Source organism: Bacillus sp. FSL R5-0439, assembly GCF_038008805.1.
GTDB lineage: Bacteria > Bacillota > Bacilli > Bacillales > Bacillaceae > Bacillus > Bacillus safensis.
The window spans coordinates 1,081,025-1,100,786 of record NZ_JBBOZW010000001.1; the positions used below are offsets into that span (position 1 = coordinate 1,081,025).

The 19,762-nt window shown below is 42.3% G+C and carries 19 protein-coding genes; 16 read left to right on the forward strand and 3 right to left on the reverse strand.

The features are described from left to right. Positions 1-108: 108 nt before the first annotated feature. From cotG to NST59_RS05370, 3 genes are all read left to right on the forward strand, one after another. Complete coding sequence (gene cotG / locus NST59_RS19160) at positions 109-756, forward strand: spore coat protein CotG (RefSeq protein ID WP_082672261.1); 648 nt, start codon at positions 109-111, stop codon at positions 754-756. Between the two features lie 126 nt (positions 757-882). Then, a complete protein-coding gene (locus NST59_RS05365) occupies positions 883-1,788 on the forward strand; it encodes a fumarylacetoacetate hydrolase family protein (RefSeq protein WP_341040389.1) in 906 nt (301 codons plus the stop codon). 92 nt (positions 1,789-1,880) lie between these two features. After that, positions 1,881-2,249, forward strand: coding sequence for a YisL family protein (locus NST59_RS05370; RefSeq protein ID WP_034282135.1), 369 nt, complete (start codon positions 1,881-1,883; stop codon positions 2,247-2,249). A 38-nt stretch (positions 2,250-2,287) separates the two neighbouring features. Here the strand turns inward: NST59_RS05370 and NST59_RS05375 are convergent, their stop codons facing one another. After that, positions 2,288-2,815, reverse strand: coding sequence for a DUF2777 family protein (locus tag NST59_RS05375; RefSeq protein ID WP_126682040.1), 528 nt, complete (start codon positions 2,813-2,815; stop codon positions 2,288-2,290). Between the two features lie 154 nt (positions 2,816-2,969). Here NST59_RS05375 and asnB point away from each other — a divergent pair, with 154 nt between their 5' ends. The 4 genes from asnB (at position 2,970) to NST59_RS05395 (ending at position 8,780) form a co-directional block, all read left to right on the forward strand. Beyond that, positions 2,970-4,811, forward strand: a complete 1,842-nt coding sequence (asnB, locus tag NST59_RS05380) for an asparagine synthase (glutamine-hydrolyzing) (RefSeq protein ID WP_039177680.1) — start codon at positions 2,970-2,972, stop codon at positions 4,809-4,811. Positions 4,812-4,958: 147 nt separating this feature from the next. Beyond that, positions 4,959-6,476, forward strand: a complete 1,518-nt coding sequence (locus NST59_RS05385; RefSeq protein ID WP_144491061.1) for a phytoene desaturase family protein — start codon at positions 4,959-4,961, stop codon at positions 6,474-6,476. Continuing rightward, positions 6,473-7,948 (forward strand): phytoene desaturase family protein, encoded by a 1,476-nt coding sequence (locus NST59_RS05390; protein WP_126682037.1) that lies wholly within the window; start codon positions 6,473-6,475, stop codon positions 7,946-7,948. Before NST59_RS05385 ends, NST59_RS05390 begins: the two co-directional genes overlap by 4 nt. Continuing rightward, positions 7,941-8,780, forward strand: a complete 840-nt coding sequence (locus NST59_RS05395) for a phytoene/squalene synthase family protein (protein WP_099663133.1) — start codon at positions 7,941-7,943, stop codon at positions 8,778-8,780. Before NST59_RS05390 ends, NST59_RS05395 begins: the two co-directional genes overlap by 8 nt. 26 nt (positions 8,781-8,806) lie before the next feature. On the opposite strand, the gene NST59_RS05400 is transcribed toward NST59_RS05395, so the two are convergent. Then, positions 8,807-10,183 (reverse strand): MATE family efflux transporter, encoded by a 1,377-nt coding sequence (locus NST59_RS05400; RefSeq protein WP_039177690.1) that lies wholly within the window; start codon positions 10,181-10,183, stop codon positions 8,807-8,809. A 113-nt stretch (positions 10,184-10,296) separates the two neighbouring features. Between NST59_RS05400 and NST59_RS05405 the strand changes: the two genes are divergently transcribed. The 4 genes from NST59_RS05405 (at position 10,297) to NST59_RS05420 (ending at position 12,365) form a co-directional block, all read left to right on the forward strand. Continuing rightward, positions 10,297-11,163, forward strand: a complete 867-nt coding sequence (locus tag NST59_RS05405; protein WP_341040396.1) for an AraC family transcriptional regulator — start codon at positions 10,297-10,299, stop codon at positions 11,161-11,163. 14 nt (positions 11,164-11,177) lie between these two features. Then, the gene (locus NST59_RS05410; RefSeq protein WP_058838824.1) at positions 11,178-11,735 is read left to right on the forward strand and encodes a GNAT family N-acetyltransferase; all 558 of its coding nucleotides are present in this window, start codon (positions 11,178-11,180) and stop codon (positions 11,733-11,735) included. Positions 11,736-11,797: 62 nt separating this feature from the next. Further along, positions 11,798-12,073: a hypothetical protein gene (locus tag NST59_RS05415; RefSeq protein WP_341040398.1), complete on the forward strand. Its 276-nt coding sequence runs from the start codon at positions 11,798-11,800 to the stop codon at positions 12,071-12,073. Between the two features lie 34 nt (positions 12,074-12,107). Next, positions 12,108-12,365 carry a hypothetical protein gene (locus tag NST59_RS05420; protein ID WP_039177699.1) on the forward strand — a complete coding sequence of 86 codons (258 nt, stop codon included), beginning with the start codon at positions 12,108-12,110 and terminating at the stop codon, positions 12,363-12,365. Here NST59_RS05420 and NST59_RS05425 read toward each other — a convergent pair. Continuing rightward, on the reverse strand, positions 12,360-12,896 hold the full coding sequence (locus NST59_RS05425) for a serine O-acetyltransferase (RefSeq protein ID WP_041089754.1): 537 nt from the start codon (positions 12,894-12,896) through the stop codon (positions 12,360-12,362). The two genes, NST59_RS05420 and NST59_RS05425, sit on opposite strands and share 6 nt — an antisense overlap. Before the next feature lie 386 nt (positions 12,897-13,282). Between NST59_RS05425 and NST59_RS05430 the strand changes: the two genes are divergently transcribed. Genes NST59_RS05430 through NST59_RS05450 form a run of 5 tightly spaced genes read left to right on the forward strand, consistent with a single transcriptional unit; the run spans position 13,283 to position 19,756 of the window. Continuing rightward, positions 13,283-14,629 carry an aspartate aminotransferase family protein gene (locus tag NST59_RS05430; protein WP_341040402.1) on the forward strand — a complete coding sequence of 449 codons (1,347 nt, stop codon included), beginning with the start codon at positions 13,283-13,285 and terminating at the stop codon, positions 14,627-14,629. Then, complete coding sequence (locus NST59_RS05435; RefSeq protein WP_341040404.1) at positions 14,616-16,103, forward strand: pyridoxal phosphate-dependent decarboxylase family protein; 1,488 nt, start codon at positions 14,616-14,618, stop codon at positions 16,101-16,103. Before NST59_RS05430 ends, NST59_RS05435 begins: the two co-directional genes overlap by 14 nt. Further along, positions 16,100-17,881 carry an IucA/IucC family protein gene (locus NST59_RS05440; RefSeq protein WP_341040406.1) on the forward strand — a complete coding sequence of 594 codons (1,782 nt, stop codon included), beginning with the start codon at positions 16,100-16,102 and terminating at the stop codon, positions 17,879-17,881. Before NST59_RS05435 ends, NST59_RS05440 begins: the two co-directional genes overlap by 4 nt. Next, positions 17,878-18,432 carry a GNAT family N-acetyltransferase gene (locus tag NST59_RS05445; protein WP_260775761.1) on the forward strand — a complete coding sequence of 185 codons (555 nt, stop codon included), beginning with the start codon at positions 17,878-17,880 and terminating at the stop codon, positions 18,430-18,432. Before NST59_RS05440 ends, NST59_RS05445 begins: the two co-directional genes overlap by 4 nt. After that, complete coding sequence (locus tag NST59_RS05450) at positions 18,407-19,756, forward strand: lysine N(6)-hydroxylase/L-ornithine N(5)-oxygenase family protein (RefSeq protein ID WP_338594532.1); 1,350 nt, start codon at positions 18,407-18,409, stop codon at positions 19,754-19,756. Before NST59_RS05445 ends, NST59_RS05450 begins: the two co-directional genes overlap by 26 nt. Positions 19,757-19,762: the final 6 nt, after the last annotated feature.

Below are 19,762 nucleotides of genomic sequence, written 5' to 3' on the forward strand. Positions count from 1 at the left end.
GGCATTCGTCACGAACACTTGTCTACCGAGTCTCGTAACATAAAGCAGAGAAGATAAACAGCTTTGTCTGTTTGTTTTGTCGAAGCATAGACTGGAGGGGAATTGTTCGTGAGTACATTTGATCATTCGCACATTGAACATGCAGTGGCTTCACTTCGAAGTGAGGGACGTGATCATCACTTAGATCGTGAACCAGAATCGAAACGTTCGCATAAGTCAGCTCGTTCTCGTCATTCAAATCGCGGTCATTGGTTCTTTGGCGGTGGTGGACGCCGTAAATCACGCCGCAGTAAAAAAAGCTACAGAAGCTATCGTTCAAAGAAAAGTTATCGCTCTAAGAAAAGCATGAAGAGTAAAAAGTCATATAAAAGCAAAAAATCTTGCAGAAGCAAAAAGAGCGAACCGAAAAAGTCATGTCGCAGCAAACACAGATCGCATCATAAGAAAAGCTGCCGCAAGTCACACCGCAGCAAGCACAGATCGCATCATAAGAAGAGCTGCCGCAAGTCACATCGCAGTAAGCACAGATCGCATCATAAGAAAAGCTGCCGCAAGTCACATCGCAGCAAGCACAGATCCCATCATAAGAAGAGCCGCAAGTCACGCCGTAGCCATCGATCTAAACGTTCTCATCACCATAAACGCAGCCGATCTTGCCATAGATGTGGAAAGAAGAAGCATCGTTCTCAAAGAACAGGAAATGTTGAGCGTAAATGGGATCAAGGAAATATGTGGGAATACCGCCGTTTCCGCTAGGCATTCAATCATCATTTTTGAAACCCTTTTTAAAAGAGAGTATGATAAAAAAGGGTTTTTTTTATTTCATAGAGAAATAAAATGAGACATCATAACTTAGCGAAATGAAGATTGTGAGGGGAAGACATGAAGTTTTTTACAGGTGAGATACATAGCAGCATGTTTATTGGGGTAGTCATTGATGATGAATGGGTGATGGACGTCAAAAAGGCAGAAGCCAAATTATTTGAGCTTGAGACACTGCCAAACTCTTTATCTGAGTGCATCAAAATGGGGGACAAGTTTGTAGAACATGTGGGGCAGCTTCTTGATTGGGCTGAGAAAAAAGAAGAAGACCGCGGCTCTTATGTATATCCGCTTTCGGACGTGAAACTCCATGCCCCGATTCCAAAGCCGTCTAAAAACATCATGTGTGTCGGAAAGAATTATCAAGATCATGTTATGGAAATGGGAAGTGCGGCGGATATTCCTAAAGACGTGATGATTTTTACAAAGGCACCTACTTCTGTCATTGGACACGAAGATGAGATTCTTCTTCATGAAGATGTGACAAGTGAATTGGATTATGAAGGAGAGCTTGCTATCGTGATGGGCAAATCAGGGAAAAACATTGCTCCTGAAGAGGTACAAGATTATATATTCGGTTACACCATTTTAAATGATGTGACGGCAAGAGATTTGCAGAAAAAACACAAACAATTTTTCATTGGCAAAAGCTTAGATACAACCTGCCCGATAGGACCTTATATCGTTCATAAATCAATGATCGAGGATCATGGTGCGCTCCATGTGGAAACAAAGGTAAACGGAGAGGTTCGTCAGTCTGCCAGTACGGAATTAATGATCTTCACAATTGAGAACATCGTCTCCATTCTTTCAAAAGGGATGACGCTAGAAGCAGGTGACATCATTGCAACAGGTACACCTTCTGGGGTAGGGAAGGGCTTTGAACCGCCTAAGTTTTTAGCTTCTGGAGATCGAATTGACATCACGATTGAACCGATTGGGACGCTGACAAATCACGTCAAATAAAGCACGTGATGACACAGGATTGTCGCTTTGTGTTCGACTTATTTCGTGGTACGATGAGAAGGTACTTGTTCTGATAAAGGGGGAAATCACAAATGGGAACACATTTACATATCACAGCATGGGTGCTGGGGATTATTTTATTCTTCGTAGCCTTTGCTCTAGCAGGTAAAAACGACAAAGGCGCTAAAATTGTGCACATGATCGTTCGCTTATTCTACTTGATCATTATCGCAACAGGCGTAGAGTTGTATGTTCGCACAGGAATGAAAATTCCAGGTTTCGGGGGCGAGTATATCGGAAAAATGATTCTCGGTATCCTAGTGATCGGTTTCATGGAAATGGTCCTAGTGCGCAAGAAAAAAGGAAAATCGGTGACTGGTGTGTTGATTGGTTTTATCGTATTTGCGATTGTGACCATTCTTCTCGGTTTACGTCTGCCGATCGGTTTCCATATCTTTTAATATAAAAAGGACATTGCTTATACGAAGCAGTGTCCTTTTTATGTGGCATCAAATTGTGAAACGATCCGTTGTCCATCTGAAGTGGTCCATTCAAAACGAATGTGACTGGAGGCAGGGTCATGGTGACATTGAAGTGCAAGTGATTGCGTATCTGCCGAAAACTGAAAGAAAGAGACGCGCTGCAATGAATGAAAGGAAGAGAAGACACAATCATAGACGGAAAAACCAAGCTGCTCTACCTGCTCAAGGATGTGATCAAAGACGTTCTCCGGTACGAACATGAGAAGATCGAGCCAGCCTTTGGCAAGGGACGCCGTATATTGAATTTTTTCTCCTCCTTGTACTTCTATTAGCTGCCCGTTTTCATGAAGAACCATGGAACCAAGCAATTCTCCTTTTGTCCATCGGTCATTTTCCTTCAAACAGATCATTGTGCTTTGAAGACTTTCTGGCAGCATGATCTCTCCTTCTTCATCTTCAATCAGACAATGTCCGTTTTCAATGAGCAAATACCCGTTACACCATCTTCTGCTGCAGCGTTCAAGCTGCTTCATTCGATTCTCCATTTGCAAAAGCTCCTTTCCTCTTTCTTTTCTTACCAAATCAAGCCTGTCCTATACGCCGGGAAAAAAGGACAAATCAACTATCAAGGAGACGATGCATAAACTAAGAAAGGCTGAATGAGAACACTTGAGGAAAAACGGATGGGAGCTGATGATGATGTGTGGAATTACAGGCTGGGCAGACTTTAAAAAGCAGCTCATCCAACAGGATCATGTAATCAATCAAATGACAGATACATTATCTAAAAGAGGGCCAGATGATACAAATACGTGGAAAAGTGAGCATGTTCTTTTCGGACATAAAAGGTTAGCGGTGGTAGATGTAGAAGGCGGAAAGCAGCCGATGACATATACACATCAAAACCATGCTTATACGATTGTATACAATGGAGAGCTCTATAACACGGAGGATATAAGAAAAGAATTGTTAAAAAGGGGGCACCGCTTTCTTGGGCATTCTGATACAGAAGTTCTTCTTCATGCCTATACAGAATGGAAGGAAGAGTGTGTCTCCCATTTTAATGGCATTTTTGCATTTGTGATCTGGGATAGTGAGCGTGAATTGTTATTTGCAGGGAGAGATCGGCTCGGTGTCAAGCCATTTTTCTATACAGAACGTCATCATTCCTTCTTATTTGGTTCAGAGATTAAAGCACTTCTTGCTCACCCTGATATCAAAGCAAAAGTCGATCATGAAGGGCTGTCGGAGATCTTTGGCTTAGGGCCGTCAAGAACACCAGGCCAAGGAGTGTTTAAAGGGGTAAAAGAGCTGAGACCTGCACATGCCTTGACCTTTTCAAAAGACGGCCTGCGCGTGTGGAGATACTGGAATGTCAAAAGCAAGGAGCATACTGACTCACTTGATGACACCGCACAGCACATTAAGCATCTCTTTACAGATGCTGTGACAAGACAGCTTGTCTCTGATGTGCCTGTATGTACATTTTTATCTGGCGGCGTCGATTCTAGTGCCATTACTGCCATTGCCGCTAAGCACTTTGAGAAAATAGGGAAAGCACCGCTTCATACGTATTCCATTGACTACGAAGAAAATGATCAATTCTTTGAAGCAAGTCAATTCCAGCCGAATGCTGATGGCCCGTGGATTAATCAAATGACCAAAGCATTTCAAACGAATCATCACAACTGTATCATCGGTCAAAAAGAGCTGGCTGCGTATTTGAAGGAAGCGGTTGAGGTTCGAGATTTACCAGGGATGGCAGATATCGATTCTTCTTTACTTATATTCTGCCGAGAAATTAAAAAGGATTTCGTTGTTGGTTTATCAGGTGAGTGTGCTGATGAGATTTTTGGCGGCTATCCTTGGTTTCACATGGCAAATGAAACAAATAGTTTCCCTTGGATGAGATCGACAGAAGCAAGAACGCAGCTCCTGCAAGACTCGTGGCAAAAAAAGCTGTCACTTAAGGAATATGCGCAAAGCAAATATGAAGAAACGGTGGCAGAAACGCCTCTTTTAGATGGAGAAACTGGAGTCGATAAAGCCCGGAGAGAACTTTTTTACTTAAATATGATCTGGTTTATGACAACACTGCTTGATCGAAAAGATCGAATGAGTATGGGTGCTAGTCTTGAGGTACGTGTGCCATTTGCAGATCATCGCCTTGTCGAATATGTGTGGAATATTCCTTGGGAAATGAAAATGCATGGAAATCGTGAAAAAGGGGTTTTGCGAAAAGCATTAGAGGGAATTTTACCGAATGAAGTGCTTTATCGAAAGAAGAGTCCTTACCCGAAAACACATCATCCAGCCTATACTCAGGCTGTGAAAGAGATGCTAACAAATTGTCTCGCGCAAAAAGATTCTGTCCTTCACGAATTTTTAGATCCACATCAATTAAAGCAGCTGATTGAAACGGAAGGAGCTTCCTTTCATGTGCCTTGGTATGGCCAGCTCATGAAGGGCCCGCAGTTGATTGCCCATCTAGCACAGATTCATCATTGGTTTGAAACGTATCGAATTGATATAGAAGCGTAATAAAGGGTCGGCTTTCTTGTACTTGTTGAAAGGAAGCCGGCTTTTTTGATACATAACATGAGACTTTTTGAGCACATCAAAAGTTGATCTAGTCTTTCTAATTTGTATAATTAACTTAAAGTGAATTAATTTGGAGGAAAAAGGATAATGAAAATCATTGTGATCGGAGCGGGACCAGGGGGACTTGCGGCAGCTATGATGCTTCAAAGCAAAGGACATGAAGTTCATGTATACGAAAAACAGTCCTTTGTCGGCGGACGTAATGCTAAGTTTCAGCTTGGTGATTTCACGTTTGATACAGGTCCTACCTTTCTCAGCATGATTCATATTGCAGAGGAGCTGTTCACCTTTGCTGGTAAAAATCTTTATGACTATATCGATGTGATTGAATTAAAAGAGATGTATAGATTAATTTTTCAAGACAATCAGCTGGATATGATTCGAGATCGCGATGAAATGTACAAACGATTAGAAGCCTTTGCGCCGGGTGAGGGCGAAGGATATCTAAGGTTTATGAAGGATACAAAGCGCAAAATGGATCGGCTCACACCAATTTTACAAAGTAAAATGGACCGCTTTCATCATTACCTTCGCCCGAAGGTGATCAAAGCACTTCCACAGCTTTCGCTAAATAAAAGTTTGTATGATGTACTGTCAGACTATTTCTCGAATGAATCAGTGAAATATGCCTTTACATTTCAATCAAAGTACTTAGGAATGTCGCCGTGGGAATGCCCTGGTGCGTTCTCAATCCTTTCGTTTATGGAGCATGATACAGGTGTATTCCATCCGAAGGGCGGTGTCAATCAGCTGTCAGAAGCGATGGCAAAGGCGGCGGTTGAAGCTGGAGCAGAGATTCATCTGTCAGCTGGCGTCGAAAAGCTGCTCACGGAGGGAAGGAAAGTAAAAGGCATTCGTTTAGAATCTGGGGAAGAAATACAAGCAGATGAGGTTGTCGTCAATGGAGACTTTGCACATGTGATGACAAGGCTTGTCGAGCCAGGTCTTTTAAAGAAATACAGTGAGAAAAAACTAAAAAAGAAAAAATTCTCATGCTCTACCTTTATGCTCTATTTAGGATTGGATACCATGTACGATGAGCCGCATCATACCATTGTTTTTTCCGATGATTATGCTAGATTCGTCAAAGGCATTACGAAAACATATGAGCTGCCAGATGATCCGTCTATTTATATACAAAATGCAAGCGTAACTGATGGCTCACTTGCTCCAAAAGGAAAATCAGCTCTTTATGTGCTTGCTCCAGTTGCCAATAACCAAAGCGGTATTGACTGGGAAGCGCATCAAGATGAATTTAGAGAGCTAGTGCTGGATACATTGGAGCGGAAAACCGGCTTTCAGAATGTCAGGCAGCATATAGAAGTTGAGCGGATGATCACACCGAAGCAATGGGAGGAAGACCTTTACGTATATGAAGGAGCTACATTTAACCTTGGCCACCAGCTGACGCAGATGATGGTCCTAAGGCCGCACAATGAATTTGATGAATTAAAGCACTGCTGGCTCGTTGGAGGAGGAACACATCCAGGAAGCGGACTGCCAACCATTTTAGAATCAGCGCGTATCACGACAAATGCCATTCTTTCAAAAGAGAAACATTCACACAAAACAATGCGGCATCAAGAAAAGGGGAGCGCCTCATGAAACAACATATATTGATTGCAGGTGGCGGTATTGGCGGAATGATCTCAGCGCTTTATTTGAAAAAAGCGGGACATGATGTCACCCTTGTCGAAAAAAATGAACGGCTTGGCGGGAGACTTGCTTTTGTACGTGAGAAAGGATATAAAGTAGATGAAGGTCCGACCATTGTCCTACTTCCTGACATGTTAAAAGGCATTTTACATGAGGTAGGAATTGACGAATCATCTCTTGATCTGCTGCAGCTTGATCCGCTGTACACAATTCAATATCAAGATGGAACCTCCTATACGAAATACTCTGATGCACGTCGTCAGCTAGATGAAATCAGACGTGTATTTCCAAAAGAAGATCAAGGGTTCCAGAGGTTTATGGAAGAAATGACGGACCGGTTTCAAGAAGGGCAGAAAGCTTTTCTAGAAAAATCATTTCACGAAAAACGTACATTTTTTACAAAAGCCAATATGAAGATTTTAATGAAATTAAAGGCGTATCGAACGGTACAAAGCGCTCTGAAAAAATATTTCTCAGACGAACGCCTGCGAGATGCATACGCACTTCAAACCCTCTATGTTGGGGGAAACCCGTATGAAGCATCGGCCATTTATTCGCTTGTTTCATATAGTGAGCACGCACATGGTATTTACTATTTAAAAGGCGGTTATGCAAGTTTAGTAGATATATTGGAAGGGCAGCTTATCAAAATGGGTGTGCATGTAAGAAAAAATGAAGAAGTCACGCAATTTGAGTTTGAGGGAAAACGGGCAGTCAAAGCAAAAGTGAATGATGAACATGTAGCCGCTGATGCATTTGTGATCAATGGAGATTATCCAGCTGCGTTAAAACAGTTTGGTTTAGACGAACAAGATCGCCGAAAATACGTGCCGTCCTCTGGCTGTATGATGGTGTATCTTGGTTTAAACAAGATGTATCAGGAAGCACCTGTTCATCAATTTTTTATGGGAGAACACTTTGATCAGCATATGAAAGAGGTTTTTCAAACGAAAACGATTCCTCAAGACCCGTCATTTTATACATTTAATCCATCGATCATTGATCCATCTCTTGCCCCAGATGGCTGCAGTGTTCTATACATGCTCGTTCCCGTTCCTTCAGGAGATCATATCAACTGGGAAGAGGAGACAGATTTTGTCGAGAACATGGTGGGTGTCCTTGAAAAAAGAGGTTTTCCGGGATTGCGAGAGTCGATTGTCTGGCAAAAGGTCAGGACACCAAATGATTCCCTGCGAGAAGGATTGTTTGAAGGCGGCAGCTTTGGACTTGCGCCTAATTTGTTTCAATCAGGTGTCTTCCGCCCGCAAGTGAAGGTCAGTGAGACAGACAATCTTTATGCGGCAGGTGCTTCCATCCATCCGGGCGGCGGGGTGCCGATCGTGATGCAAAGTGCGAAGCTCATGGCTTCTGTACTACTAAAAGATTTGAATGATAGAAAGGAAGTGAAGTTAAGTGGTTGATGTACAAACAGCATTAAAAGTGTGTGAGGAAACCATTCAAACCCATTCAAAAACGTTTTACCGGGCCTTTTCCATGCTGCCTAAAAAGAAAAGACAGGCCGTCTGGGCCGTGTATTCCTTTTGCCGGAGAGCAGATGACATTGTAGATGAGTCGCCTTCGCCACAAGAGGACCTTGCATCCTTTCGGAAGACGTTTGATCAATTTTTACAAGGTGAGGTAGACCGGAATGATCCGATATGGGTGGCGCTAGAGCATACATTTCAAGAGTTTCGGATGGATGAAGCCCCGTTTCGTGACCTGCTCCAAGGACAGGAGATGGATTTAGAGCAGCAGCGATACGAAACGTTAGATGAACTGCTCATCTATTCCTATCATGTTGCTAGTACCGTTGGACTCATGCTCCTTCCCATTATTGCACCGCGTAAAAAAGAGCAGCTAAAAGAAGCAGCCATTTCGTTAGGGATCGCTATGCAGCTAACCAACATTCTTCGAGATATCGGCGAAGATCAGGCTGAAAGAGACCGTATTTATTTGCCAAAGCAAGTGATGGATCAATTCGGGTACACAGAGCAAGAATTGAAGGAAGGGATTGTCAATCAAGCTTTTCAGCACGTCTGGGAGTACATTGCTTTTGAGGCAGAGGCATACTATGAGGAGTTTTTTGACCATCTTCATGAATTCCCGTTATATTCACGTATACCGGTGAAAGCAGCAGCCCACTTTTATAAAGCCATCTTAGATAAAACAAGAGAAAACGAATACCGCGTCTTTACAGAGCGAGCATTTATTTCAAAACAGGAAAAAGCACTTATTTTAGAAGATATTACGTAAAAAAGGACTGCACCCCGCAGTCCTTTTTATGTGGAAGAAAAACGATACTCCGTCCATACTCTGGAACGCCAGCGCCTATACATAAAGATGCCTCTGACCCATTCATCCACGATAAAAGAAATCCAAACCCCGATGAGCCCCATTTCAAGCTGAATGCCTAACAAGTAAGCGATCGGAAGCCCAATTCCCCACATTGAAATCATCGCCATGTACACTGGAAACTTCGCGTCACCAGCAGCCCGCAATGAATTAATAATGACCATATTAAAAGAGCGTCCCGGCTCTAAAATGATCGTCAATAGGAGAAGTGTGGCGGCGATTTGAATGATTTCATGATTGCTAGTGAAAAACGTAAGCAAATGCGTCGATGATAAAGATAAAGCAGTGGAAGAAAGAAGAGAGATCGCAATGGCCCAGTATAAGCTTTTCATACATCTGCGGTAGGCCGCATCGAATTCTTTCGCCCCAATATGGCGCCCGATTAAAATTTGTGTGCCTTGGCTAATCGCTGCACCAAATAACATAATGAACATCATCAAATTTTGAGTGTAGACCTTTGCTGCTAAAGCCTGCGTCCCCATAAATGTAATAAACAGGGTAATGATCATTTGAGAGCCGTTATAAGAAAGCTGCTCTCCAGCAGAAGGAATGCCAATTTTCAGCAGTCTTTTTAAATGCGTCCGCTGGATGTGAAACATGCTCTTCAGCGAAAAGCGCAATCCAATTCGGCGGCGGACAATGAGAATCATCGCCATTAATCCGATCAATCGAGCCAGCGAGGTTGAAAAGGCAACACCCATGACACCTAATACCGGAAAGCCAAACGGACCAAAAATGACCAAATAATTGCCGGCAACGTTTAGCAAATTCATTCCGATGGTGACATACATCGTGTCTCTTGTATATCCGTAGCTTTTTAAAATAGCACTATACGTCATAATAAGCGCTTGAATAAAAGAAAGCAGCCCGACAATTTGTAAAAAGACCGCCGCATCCGGCATGAGTTCACTTGATAAGCCCATCATGTGCAGAATTGGAACAGCTAACATAAACATGAGGAGACTAATGACAAAGCTGATCAAGAAGTTGGTCCCTAGTGAGACATAGGCGACTTGAGTCGCTTCCTGCTTGCGGTCAGCTCCTAGAAGCTGCGCAATCACAATGGTCGTTCCTGTTGTAATGAAGCTGAACATGACAATTAATAAATTCAGGAGCTGGTTGCTTACACCTACTGCGGCCACACTGTTATCAGAGTATTGGCTGAGCATAAGTGTATCAGCGCTCCCCATGAGCATATATAAAGAGATTTCGATAAAAATAGGCCAAGTTAATGCAAATAATGAAGGGTGCGTTTTCTCATCTTTGGCTTGAACCTTTTCATATGACAGGGTTTGAGATTTCATCACAAAGCCCCCTTTCGTATAAATCCGATTTATAGTGTACCTTGCATCGACTATAATAAGAAGAGATGAAACCGAAACTTATTGGAGAAATACGACTTCATAAGGGGATGAATATGAATCGATTTATTACATTTACTGTACCGCCGTTTCCTATTTATATAGCTTCAGGTAAAGGGATATTTCATCAAGGAGAAAGACATATCTCAAGAACCTTCGCTGTATTTGATCTTCTCTATGTCAGAAAAGGTGAACTATGGATGACAGAGGACGAGGAGGCTTTTCACGTAAAAGAAGGTGAATATATGATTCTCTCACCGGGCCTGTCTCATGGCGGACATCTGCCATGTGAAGAGGATACCTACTATGAGTGGCTGCATTTCTCAATTGATCGATTTGAGCTGACGAACCGGCCGAGAGAACACTGGATTGATATGAAACAAAACCAAGCCACCTTCGAAAAGCCGGCAACATATGAATTTAGCCTGCCTCGTTTAGGAAAAGTGAAGGGACGAAGTGTGTTAGAAAAACACCTTTCAGCGATGAGCGCACTAAATCATGATGCATCTGAACTTCCGCTGAAAAAACAGCTTCTATTTGAGGAACTGCTCATTCACCTGCAAAAGGAAGCATTTCATATTCCAAGTGCAAAGGAGACTGTCGCATCAGAAGTGGTTCACTATCTTGAGCATCACTTTATGGAGAAATTGCATATGGAGCAGCTTGCAGAGAAACTGCACTATCATCCTGACTACATGACAAGGTGTATGCAGACGGTGTATGGATTGACGCCAAACCAGTACAGCCATCGTCTCAAGATCGAAAAAGCTAAAAGCATGCTCGCCTCAACAAATGAAAAAATCGCAGCCATTGCAGAGCATGTAGGCATTGACGACCCTACTTATTTTTCTAAGCTGTTTCGGCAAAATGAAGGCATGACGCCGATTGAATACCGTCATCTAGCAAAAAGAACGACAAAGTAAAGGAACGTGAACAGATGAAAAGAGAAAAGGAAGAGCTTGTAAACATACGTCCATTAACCGAAACGGACTTAGAGGCGGTGTGGCATTTAAAATTTAAAGCACCAGACCAGTCCTATCGGAAATGGAATGCCCCTTATTTTTATGAACACGAAATCCCGCTTTCTGCATTTAAGAAACGTTACTTACAGGATGAATCTATTCCCCAAAAGCTATATGGCATTGAAATAGACGGTGATATCAAAGGTACCGTATCATATTATTGGGAGAATGAACGTACACGGTGGCTTGAATGCGGCATTGTCATTTATGACTCACGCTTTTGGAGCGGGGGCATTGGGACAAAGGCATTAAATCTATGGATTGATGTATTATTTACGCATATTGATATCCCTCGAATTGGTCTAACTACTTGGTCAGGGAATGAACGGATGATGCGGTGCGCAGAGAAATGCGGATTTGTCCTTGAGGGGAGACTAAGAAAGGTCCGTTATTATCAAGGAGAGTATTATGATTCGATGCGCTACGGAATGCTGAGAGAAGAATGGCGAAGCCTCCCGCGCAATATCCTCTGAATCATTATTTTTTAGGAAAAAAGTATCATATAACGGAATAAACTGAAGAAGCAGGATGGCAGATGAATGTGGGCTGGATCACTGGATGGTTTGTATCTATTTTAGTCGCAATTTATCTATTGATAGATGCACCAAAACATGGGAAAAATAAATGGTTATGGTCTATTTTAGGTCTTTTATTCGGGCTCTTTGCATTTGGGATATACCTCATCAAAACAGGAAGAAAAGGATTGGGCTGGACAGTTCTGATCGTGTCCATCATCATCTATTCTATTGTTATGCTAGTCTATGTCTTTTACTTCCTGTTGCTGCTCATCGGATACTCAAACGCATCATAGAGAGCGCGTATACATAATAAGGGGGAGTTTAATCTTGAGAATAACGGGTCTATTCGTTTCACTTGCTGTTGCTATCTATTTATGGTTTGATGCGCCAAAGCATCACAAAGACAAATGGCTGTGGGCCATTTTAGGCGTGCTTTTTAGTACCATCGTACTCGGCATTTATTTGATCAAGACAGAGAGGAAGGGGCTGGGCTGGACGATCTTGATTTTAACCATCTTGTTTTATCTCATGCTGCTCATCTCTGTTTTGATCGGTGTTATTCTTTTTTATCAGGCGCCTTCATGAAGAAGGGCCTTTTTCTTTTACCTTTTGAGCCGGTACACCAGCAATGACGATCTGCTCTTCATGAAAGGAATGATTCACCACGGCATTTGCTCCAATTGAGATATGATTTGCGATATAAATGTCTCCAAACAGCTTAGCACCGGGCCCAATCCATACGTGATCTCCAATGGTTGGTACATCCTTTTCGGAATGGTTTTGACCAATATTCACCCCTTGATGAATATCACAAAATGCCCCAATTTTTGCGTGCTTATTTACAATTAAGAGGCCAGTATGATTGATTCTAAGGCCGGGGCCAAAGACGCCAATCGGGATATCAAAGCCAAGCTGCATCCCTTTCTTTTTATGTAAATAGCGGTAAAACCATTTGCGCAATGTAGCGCCGCTATTAGAATAGTATTCATATTTTCGTAAATACCTTTGATATTTCCATATATCGTCCCCAAACCATTTTGGCCTTCTGCGCGTGATAGCTAATGCTTTCTTATCCTGCGTTAAGTAATGGTGAAGATCGTGCTTTGTTAAAATCATCAAAATTCCCCTCTCCATCCCTTATGTTTCAGAGAAATTATACCACCCAAACCATTTATATCAAGAAAAAACAGTGTGATTTCTTCAATTTTCTACCTTCATTTCATCCAAATTTCTGCATAAAATGAGCGCTTTGAATTGAATAGAACAAATGAACCAGGAAAAATGATTTGTAATTTTTTTCAATGTCAATCCGTCTCATGCGTTCCATCTCCTTATGGCAGTAAGGTTTGTAAAAATTACTCGAAAATACTCATTAAAAAGAGAATATTGTATTCATATGCTTTTCGAATCATCTTTTTGAATACAATTGACTTTCCTATCTCAAATCCTCTAGGCTAGTAAATGAAAATGATAATCTTTATCAATTGGAGGAGTGTTTTATTATGTCCATCAAAACCGTTTCTAAAAATCAGCAATTTTTAGAGCAGCAAAGTCAAAGAGAATCTAATGCAAGGTCTTACCCGAGACGGTTCCCATTAGCCATGCAAAAAGCCGAGGGCATGATCGTGACAGATGCGGATGGCAGAGAGTTTTATGACTGTCTAGCAGGCGCAGGAACACTTGCACTTGGCCACAATCATCCGGTTGTGATAGAAGCGATTGAACGTATGCTTCATGAAAAAAGGCCATTGCATACGTTGGACATAACCTCAGAAATTAAAGAAGAGTTTGTGAATGAAATTTTTTCTCACCTGCCAGAAGAGTTTGCAAAGAGAGCAAAAATTCAATTTTGTGGACCAACTGGCGGTGATGCCATAGAAGCTGCGATTAAATTAGTCAAGACAGCGACAGGAAATCGTTCCATTCTTTCTTTCCACGGTGCTTATCACGGTGCGACACATGGCACGATGTCATTGAGCGGGAATTTGTCTCCAAAGGAAAGAGTGCAAGGGTTAATCCCAGATGTGCATTTCATGCCTTATCCATATGAATATCGCTGCCCATTCGGAATTGGCGGGAAAGATTCACACCGCATTTCCAGCTCTTATATTGAGCGTGTATTAAATGATCCTGAAAGTGGTATTCTTCCGCCAGCAGGTATGATCTTTGAAGCAGTACAAGGTGAGGGAGGCTCAATTCCAGCATCTATTGAATGGATGCAAGAAATGAGAAGAATCACAAATGAAAAAGGCATTCCGCTCATTATCGATGAGGTTCAATCAGGCATTGGCCGAACTGGTAAGATGTTTGCTTTTGAACATGCAGGAATTGTGCCAGACGTCATTGTATTATCTAAAGCCATTGGTGGAAGCCTGCCGCTTTCAGTTGTGATTTATGATAAAGATTTGGATCAATGGAATCCAGGGGCACACATTGGCACATTTAGAGGAAATCAAATGGCAATGGCTGCAGGAACCGCTACGCTTAAATTTATAAAAGAAACGAATCTGCTTGATCATGTTGACCAGTTAGGGAATCGCATGCAGGCTCATCTAAAAGACATTCAAAAAAATATACCTGCTATCGGTGATGTTCGAGGAAGAGGATTAATGATTGGTGCTGAAATAGTTAATCCAAATGAAAAGCAGGATGTGGATGGAAGTTATCCAGCAAATCCTGAGCTAGCAAGTCTCATTCAAAAGAATTGCTTCGATAAAGGCTTAATTGTAGAGACAGGAGGCCGTTTCGGCAGCGTCATTCGATTCTTACCGCCATTGATCATGACTGAAGAACAGCTTGAACAAGTTATTGCTATTTTCAAAGAGGCCGTTTACGATGCAATCAACTAAAGCTTCTGTGGATTCATTATTTATCAATCAAAGCCAGCTTGGAAGAGAGTCCTTCCAAGCGGCTCTTCATACATCTCTCGACAGCTTACTGGACCAATGGCAAAAAGACCAAGGACCATACAGTGGAATATTGCCTGGGAAATTAGCGGCTAGTGTCGAATCATTATTTCAGTTTCAACCGTCTGGCGAATCAATTGAATCTGTCTTTCAAGATATAAAGCAGCACCTTTTGCCACATCTGGTTGATGTATCGCATCCTAAATGCTTGGCACATTTGCATTGCCCGCCGCTTATACCTGCGCTTGCCGCAGAGGTGATAGTAAGTTCATTTAACCAATCAATGGATTCCTTTGATCAAAGCGGTATTGCATCTTTGGTTGAGGAGGAAATTTTAAAGTGGCTATGTGCGAAGTTTTCTTATGGAAATTTAGCAGATGGGACATTTACGAGCGGTGGAACCCAATCTAACTACATGGGGCTGCTTCTTGCAAGAGATGCTTTTTGTGAGAACACATGGCAATGGAATGTTCAGCAGAAAGGCTTGCCGAGTGAGGCTCACCGTATGAGAATTCTTTGCTCTAAGAATGCTCACTTCACTGTGAAAAAATCTGCATCCCAGCTAGGCTTAGGGGAGCAGGCGGTTGTTCTGATAGAGACAGATGAGCATCACCGCATGGACCTCAACGATTTGAAGAAGAAACTAGTTGAGTTAAAGGAACAGGATCTCCTGCCTTTTGCGCTAGTGGCGACTTGCGGGACAACTGATTTTGGCAGTATTGACCCGGTTCGAGATGTGTATGACATCGTCAAACCATGCGGTCTGTGGATACACGCAGATGCTGCCTATGGTGGAGCGCTTGTATTAAGTGAAAACTACCGAGATAAATTAGATGGTGTTGAGCTGGCTGATTCCATCACGATCGACTTTCATAAACAATTTTATCAGCCGATCTCCTGCGGAGCATTTTTGCTGAAGGATAAAAGGCATTTCGGCTTGATCAATTATCATGCAGATTATCTTAATCCAAAAGAAGATGAACTGGATGGAATACTACATCTCGTCAATAAATCTGTCCAAACGACGCGCCGTTTTGATGCACTGAAATTGCTTCTTTCTCTTCGTCTGATTGGGGAGGAAGGGTTTGGTGACATGATTGACCATACCATTGATTTTGCGAAGGATGTGGCTGCGCTTATCGAGAGCAATGATCACCTTGAAGTGATCAATCCTGAGCCAGAAATCAATGCAGTAGTGTTTCGATTTAAGGGTGCGGATGACATCAATAAAATCATCCATCGAACGCTATTCACATCAGGAACTGCTGTCATTGCAAAAACAGTGGTGGATGGTCAAACATGCTTGAAATTCACTTTGTTAAATCCGAGAACGACAATTACACATATTGAGGAAATCCTTTCTGACATCGTTGATATCGGGATCGCTCATATTCAATCCGGGAGGGTACTACGTTGAGTCAATATAAACAAATGGCTGAAAATGCAACTATGCAAAGCTTTTTAAACTGTTTTTTACGTGAAACAGGAATCGATCGATCTGCAAAAAAAGAGACGAAAGCAGATGGTTCGCTTGTATTCGTGGCAAAACTAGCAAAGCAAGACCTTGAGCTTGTGATTCCGATCCGATACTTTTCATCTGTAGGCCGCCATCTCTTTGATTTTCCGATTCGCTTTCGTCCGAGTGGAAGCGAGCAAGAGGGGACGATCGTCGATTACACGACACTTGTTGCTTTATGTTCAAAGGAGCTTCTCATTGCATATGGCCGCACAGATGCAGAGGATGAATTCATGCTTCGCATCATTTTAAGCTGCCGAAATATTGAACGATTCTTAAGGGAGAGAGAAAGTGATCAAGCTGCTTTATCTCAAGCTGATTTTGAGTACATCGAGGCTGAGCAGTCACTTCTCCTTGGACATTTAACACATCCTACACCAAAAAGCAGACAAGGGATGACAGAAGAGGAGGAAGCCGTCTATTCTCCTGAGCTGAAAGGGGCTTTCCAGCTTCATTACTTTAAAGCGCACCATTCGATTGTGCTTCAGGATTCATCTATTTCACAACCTGCGGCAAGTCTCATGTTAGAAGAGCTTTCGCGTCAGGTGCCAGAAGAAATAGAGAGACTGAATAGGTTAACAGAAAACGGAGAATATGTGCTCATTCCAATTCATCCGCTGCAAGTCAAAGTGGTCATGGAGAAGGCATTCGTGAAGCGGTATATAGAGGAGGGGAAACTGACTTATTTAGGACCGCTGGGGTCTGAATACACAGCGACCTCATCCTTTAGAACGGTCTATCAAAAGGATTCTGCTTACATGCTCAAATTCTCTGTTCCTGTGAAAATTACGAACTCATTACGCATCAATAAACAAAAGGAACTGGATCGAGGAGTAGAGATGTCCCGCATCTTAAAAACAGAATTAGGCGTTTCTTTATATGAAAAATTCTCTGGATTCCGGGTCATTGAAGATCCTGCATATCTATCTATTCGAGGAGATGAAGCGGAATCTGGCTTTGAAGTGGTCATTCGTCAAAATCCATTCTTGCATCGTGAAAAAGGCGCAAGCTTAATTGCTGGGCTATGTCAGGATCATGCGTACGGAGGAAAATCAAGATTAGCAGGAATTATTCATAAACTTGCAGATGCAGAAGGCCGGTCAACAGAAGCGGTCAGCCAAGATTGGTTTAAACAATACTTAACCATTTCGTTAAAGCCGATGCTCTGGCTATTTGAAACGTATGGTCTTGCACTCGAGGCCCATCAGCAAAATGCTGTTGTGCAAATGAAGGATGGTTATCCAGACACCTTCTATTACCGTGATAACCAAGGCTACTATTATAGTGAATCAAAAAAAGATAAGCTCGCAAATCTAGTTCAAAACTTGAGCGTAAGAAGTGAAACCATTTGTGCGGATGATGTAGCCGTTGAGAGACTCCGTTATTATTTCTTCTTTAATCATTTATTTGGTCTCATTAATGGCTTTGGCACAGAAGGACTAGCAAAGGAAGAAGACTTGCTGGCACTCGTGAGAGATGCATTGCTTGCTCATGAGGAGAAGTACGGAGCTTCTGATCTGACAAACAGCCTTCTCCGTTCAAAAGAACTTCCTTCAAAAGCGAATTTGCTGACACGATTTGAAGATATGGATGAGCTGACAGGTTCTCTGGAAACACAGTCTCGTTACACAGCTGTCTTGAATCCGCTCTTTTTACATAAGGAGGCGCTGATTGGATGAGGCATCGTATTAGGTTTATTCGTGCTGAATTTGAAAGAGACGTCCAGCTTGTCCACAAATGGATGCAAGAAGAGTATGTTCACCCATTTTGGCATTTGAATATTCCTTTTCCTAATTTTGAAAAGCATTTTTATCAGGCAATACATGATCCGCATCAAACCCTTTATTTAGGCACGATTGATGGGACGCCAATGAGTTATTTTGAGGCTTATAACGTGAAAGGAGATGTCATTGAATCCTACTATGAGCCTTCTCCGCATGATCAAGGCATCCACTTGTTAATAGGGGAGCCGGATTATGTGGGAAAAGGATTTGCTGCGCCGCTCCTTCAGGCAATGACAGCATTTCAATTTGAGCAGAACAAGCGAACAGAAAAAATCGTCGCTGAGCCGGATATTCGCAATGAAAAAATGATTCATGTATTTGAAAAATGCGGCTTTGAACGTGTAAAACCAGTCACTTTACCGGATAAAACAGGTCTTTTGATGTTTTGTGATCGAGAACGATTCGAAAGGAAGTATAACCATGACGCGGTTCAACAAGCAAAATAATATAGTGGATGTAATTGGGATCGGCATTGGCCCGTTTAATCTCGGACTTGCCGCATTATCTGAAGAGGTAAATGAAATAGACGCTTTGTTTTTTGAAAGAAGTGAAGCCTTTCACTGGCACCCAGGAATGCTCATTGAAGGGACGACACTGCAAGTCCCATTTTTAGCGGACCTTGTCAGTATGGCAGATGTGAAAAGCAAATATAGCTTTCTCAACTATTTGCAGGAACAAAACCGTTTGTATTCATTTTACTTTTTAGAGGACTTCCATATCCCGCGCAAGGAATACAGTCATTACTGTCGCTGGGTCGCTGACCAGTTAGACTCTTGCCGATTTGGCATGAACGTCGAATCTGTCTCACTGGTTGAAAAGGCAGGGGAAAAGCGGTATGAAGTGCATGTCCGTCATGTGAAGGATCAAACTGTAGAGGTGTTCGAAAGCAAACATCTCGTCTTGGGAATTGGCACGCAGCCCGCAGTGCCAGCATCGCTCCAGCCAGCTTTAGGAGAGAAGGTTTTTCACTCAGCTGACTATTTAAAACGAAAGAAAGAAGGCTGTTTCAAAGGGAAATCTGTCACAGTTATCGGCTCTGGTCAAAGTGCGGCAGAAGTGTTTTATGACATTTTATCAGATGATGAAGCGAAGGATATTCACTGGTTCACACGGTCAAAAGGATTTTTCCCAATGGAATATTCAAACCTAGGGCTTGAGTATTTCTCCCCTGACTATATTGATTTCTTTTATGAGCTTCCGCAAACAAAAAAGGATGCGTTATTAAAACAGCAAGACTTGCTGTATAAAGGCATCAGTTCGGCAATGATTCGTGATATTTATCATTTGCTTTATGAACGTTCTGCCTGCGGAACGCAGCTGAACACAGTGCTTCAAGCCATGACGGAGGTCAACTTGATTGAGGAAACAGCGGGCGGATTATCACTTTCCTGCTCGCAGTGGGTCAAGGAAGAATCTTTTACGCATGAGACGGATATTGTTGTATTGGCGACTGGCTATCAATCCGTTCTGCCGCCATTTATCAACCCTATTTCTCACCACATTCAATGGGATGATCAAGGACGTTTCCAAGTGGAACGTGAATATCGTTTGAAAACAAATACGATGGGTGAAAATGATATTTTTGTACAAAATGCAGAGCTTCATACACATGGGGTCGGCGCTCCAGATTTGGGGCTGGGGGCTTATCGAAACAGTGTGATCATCAATGAACTTGCTCGTCAAACCGTGTATCCACTTTATCAAAAGCACGTCTTCCAGACATTTGGTACACACAAGAACGCACACACATTTGAAGAAATCAAAGGTTAAGGAGGA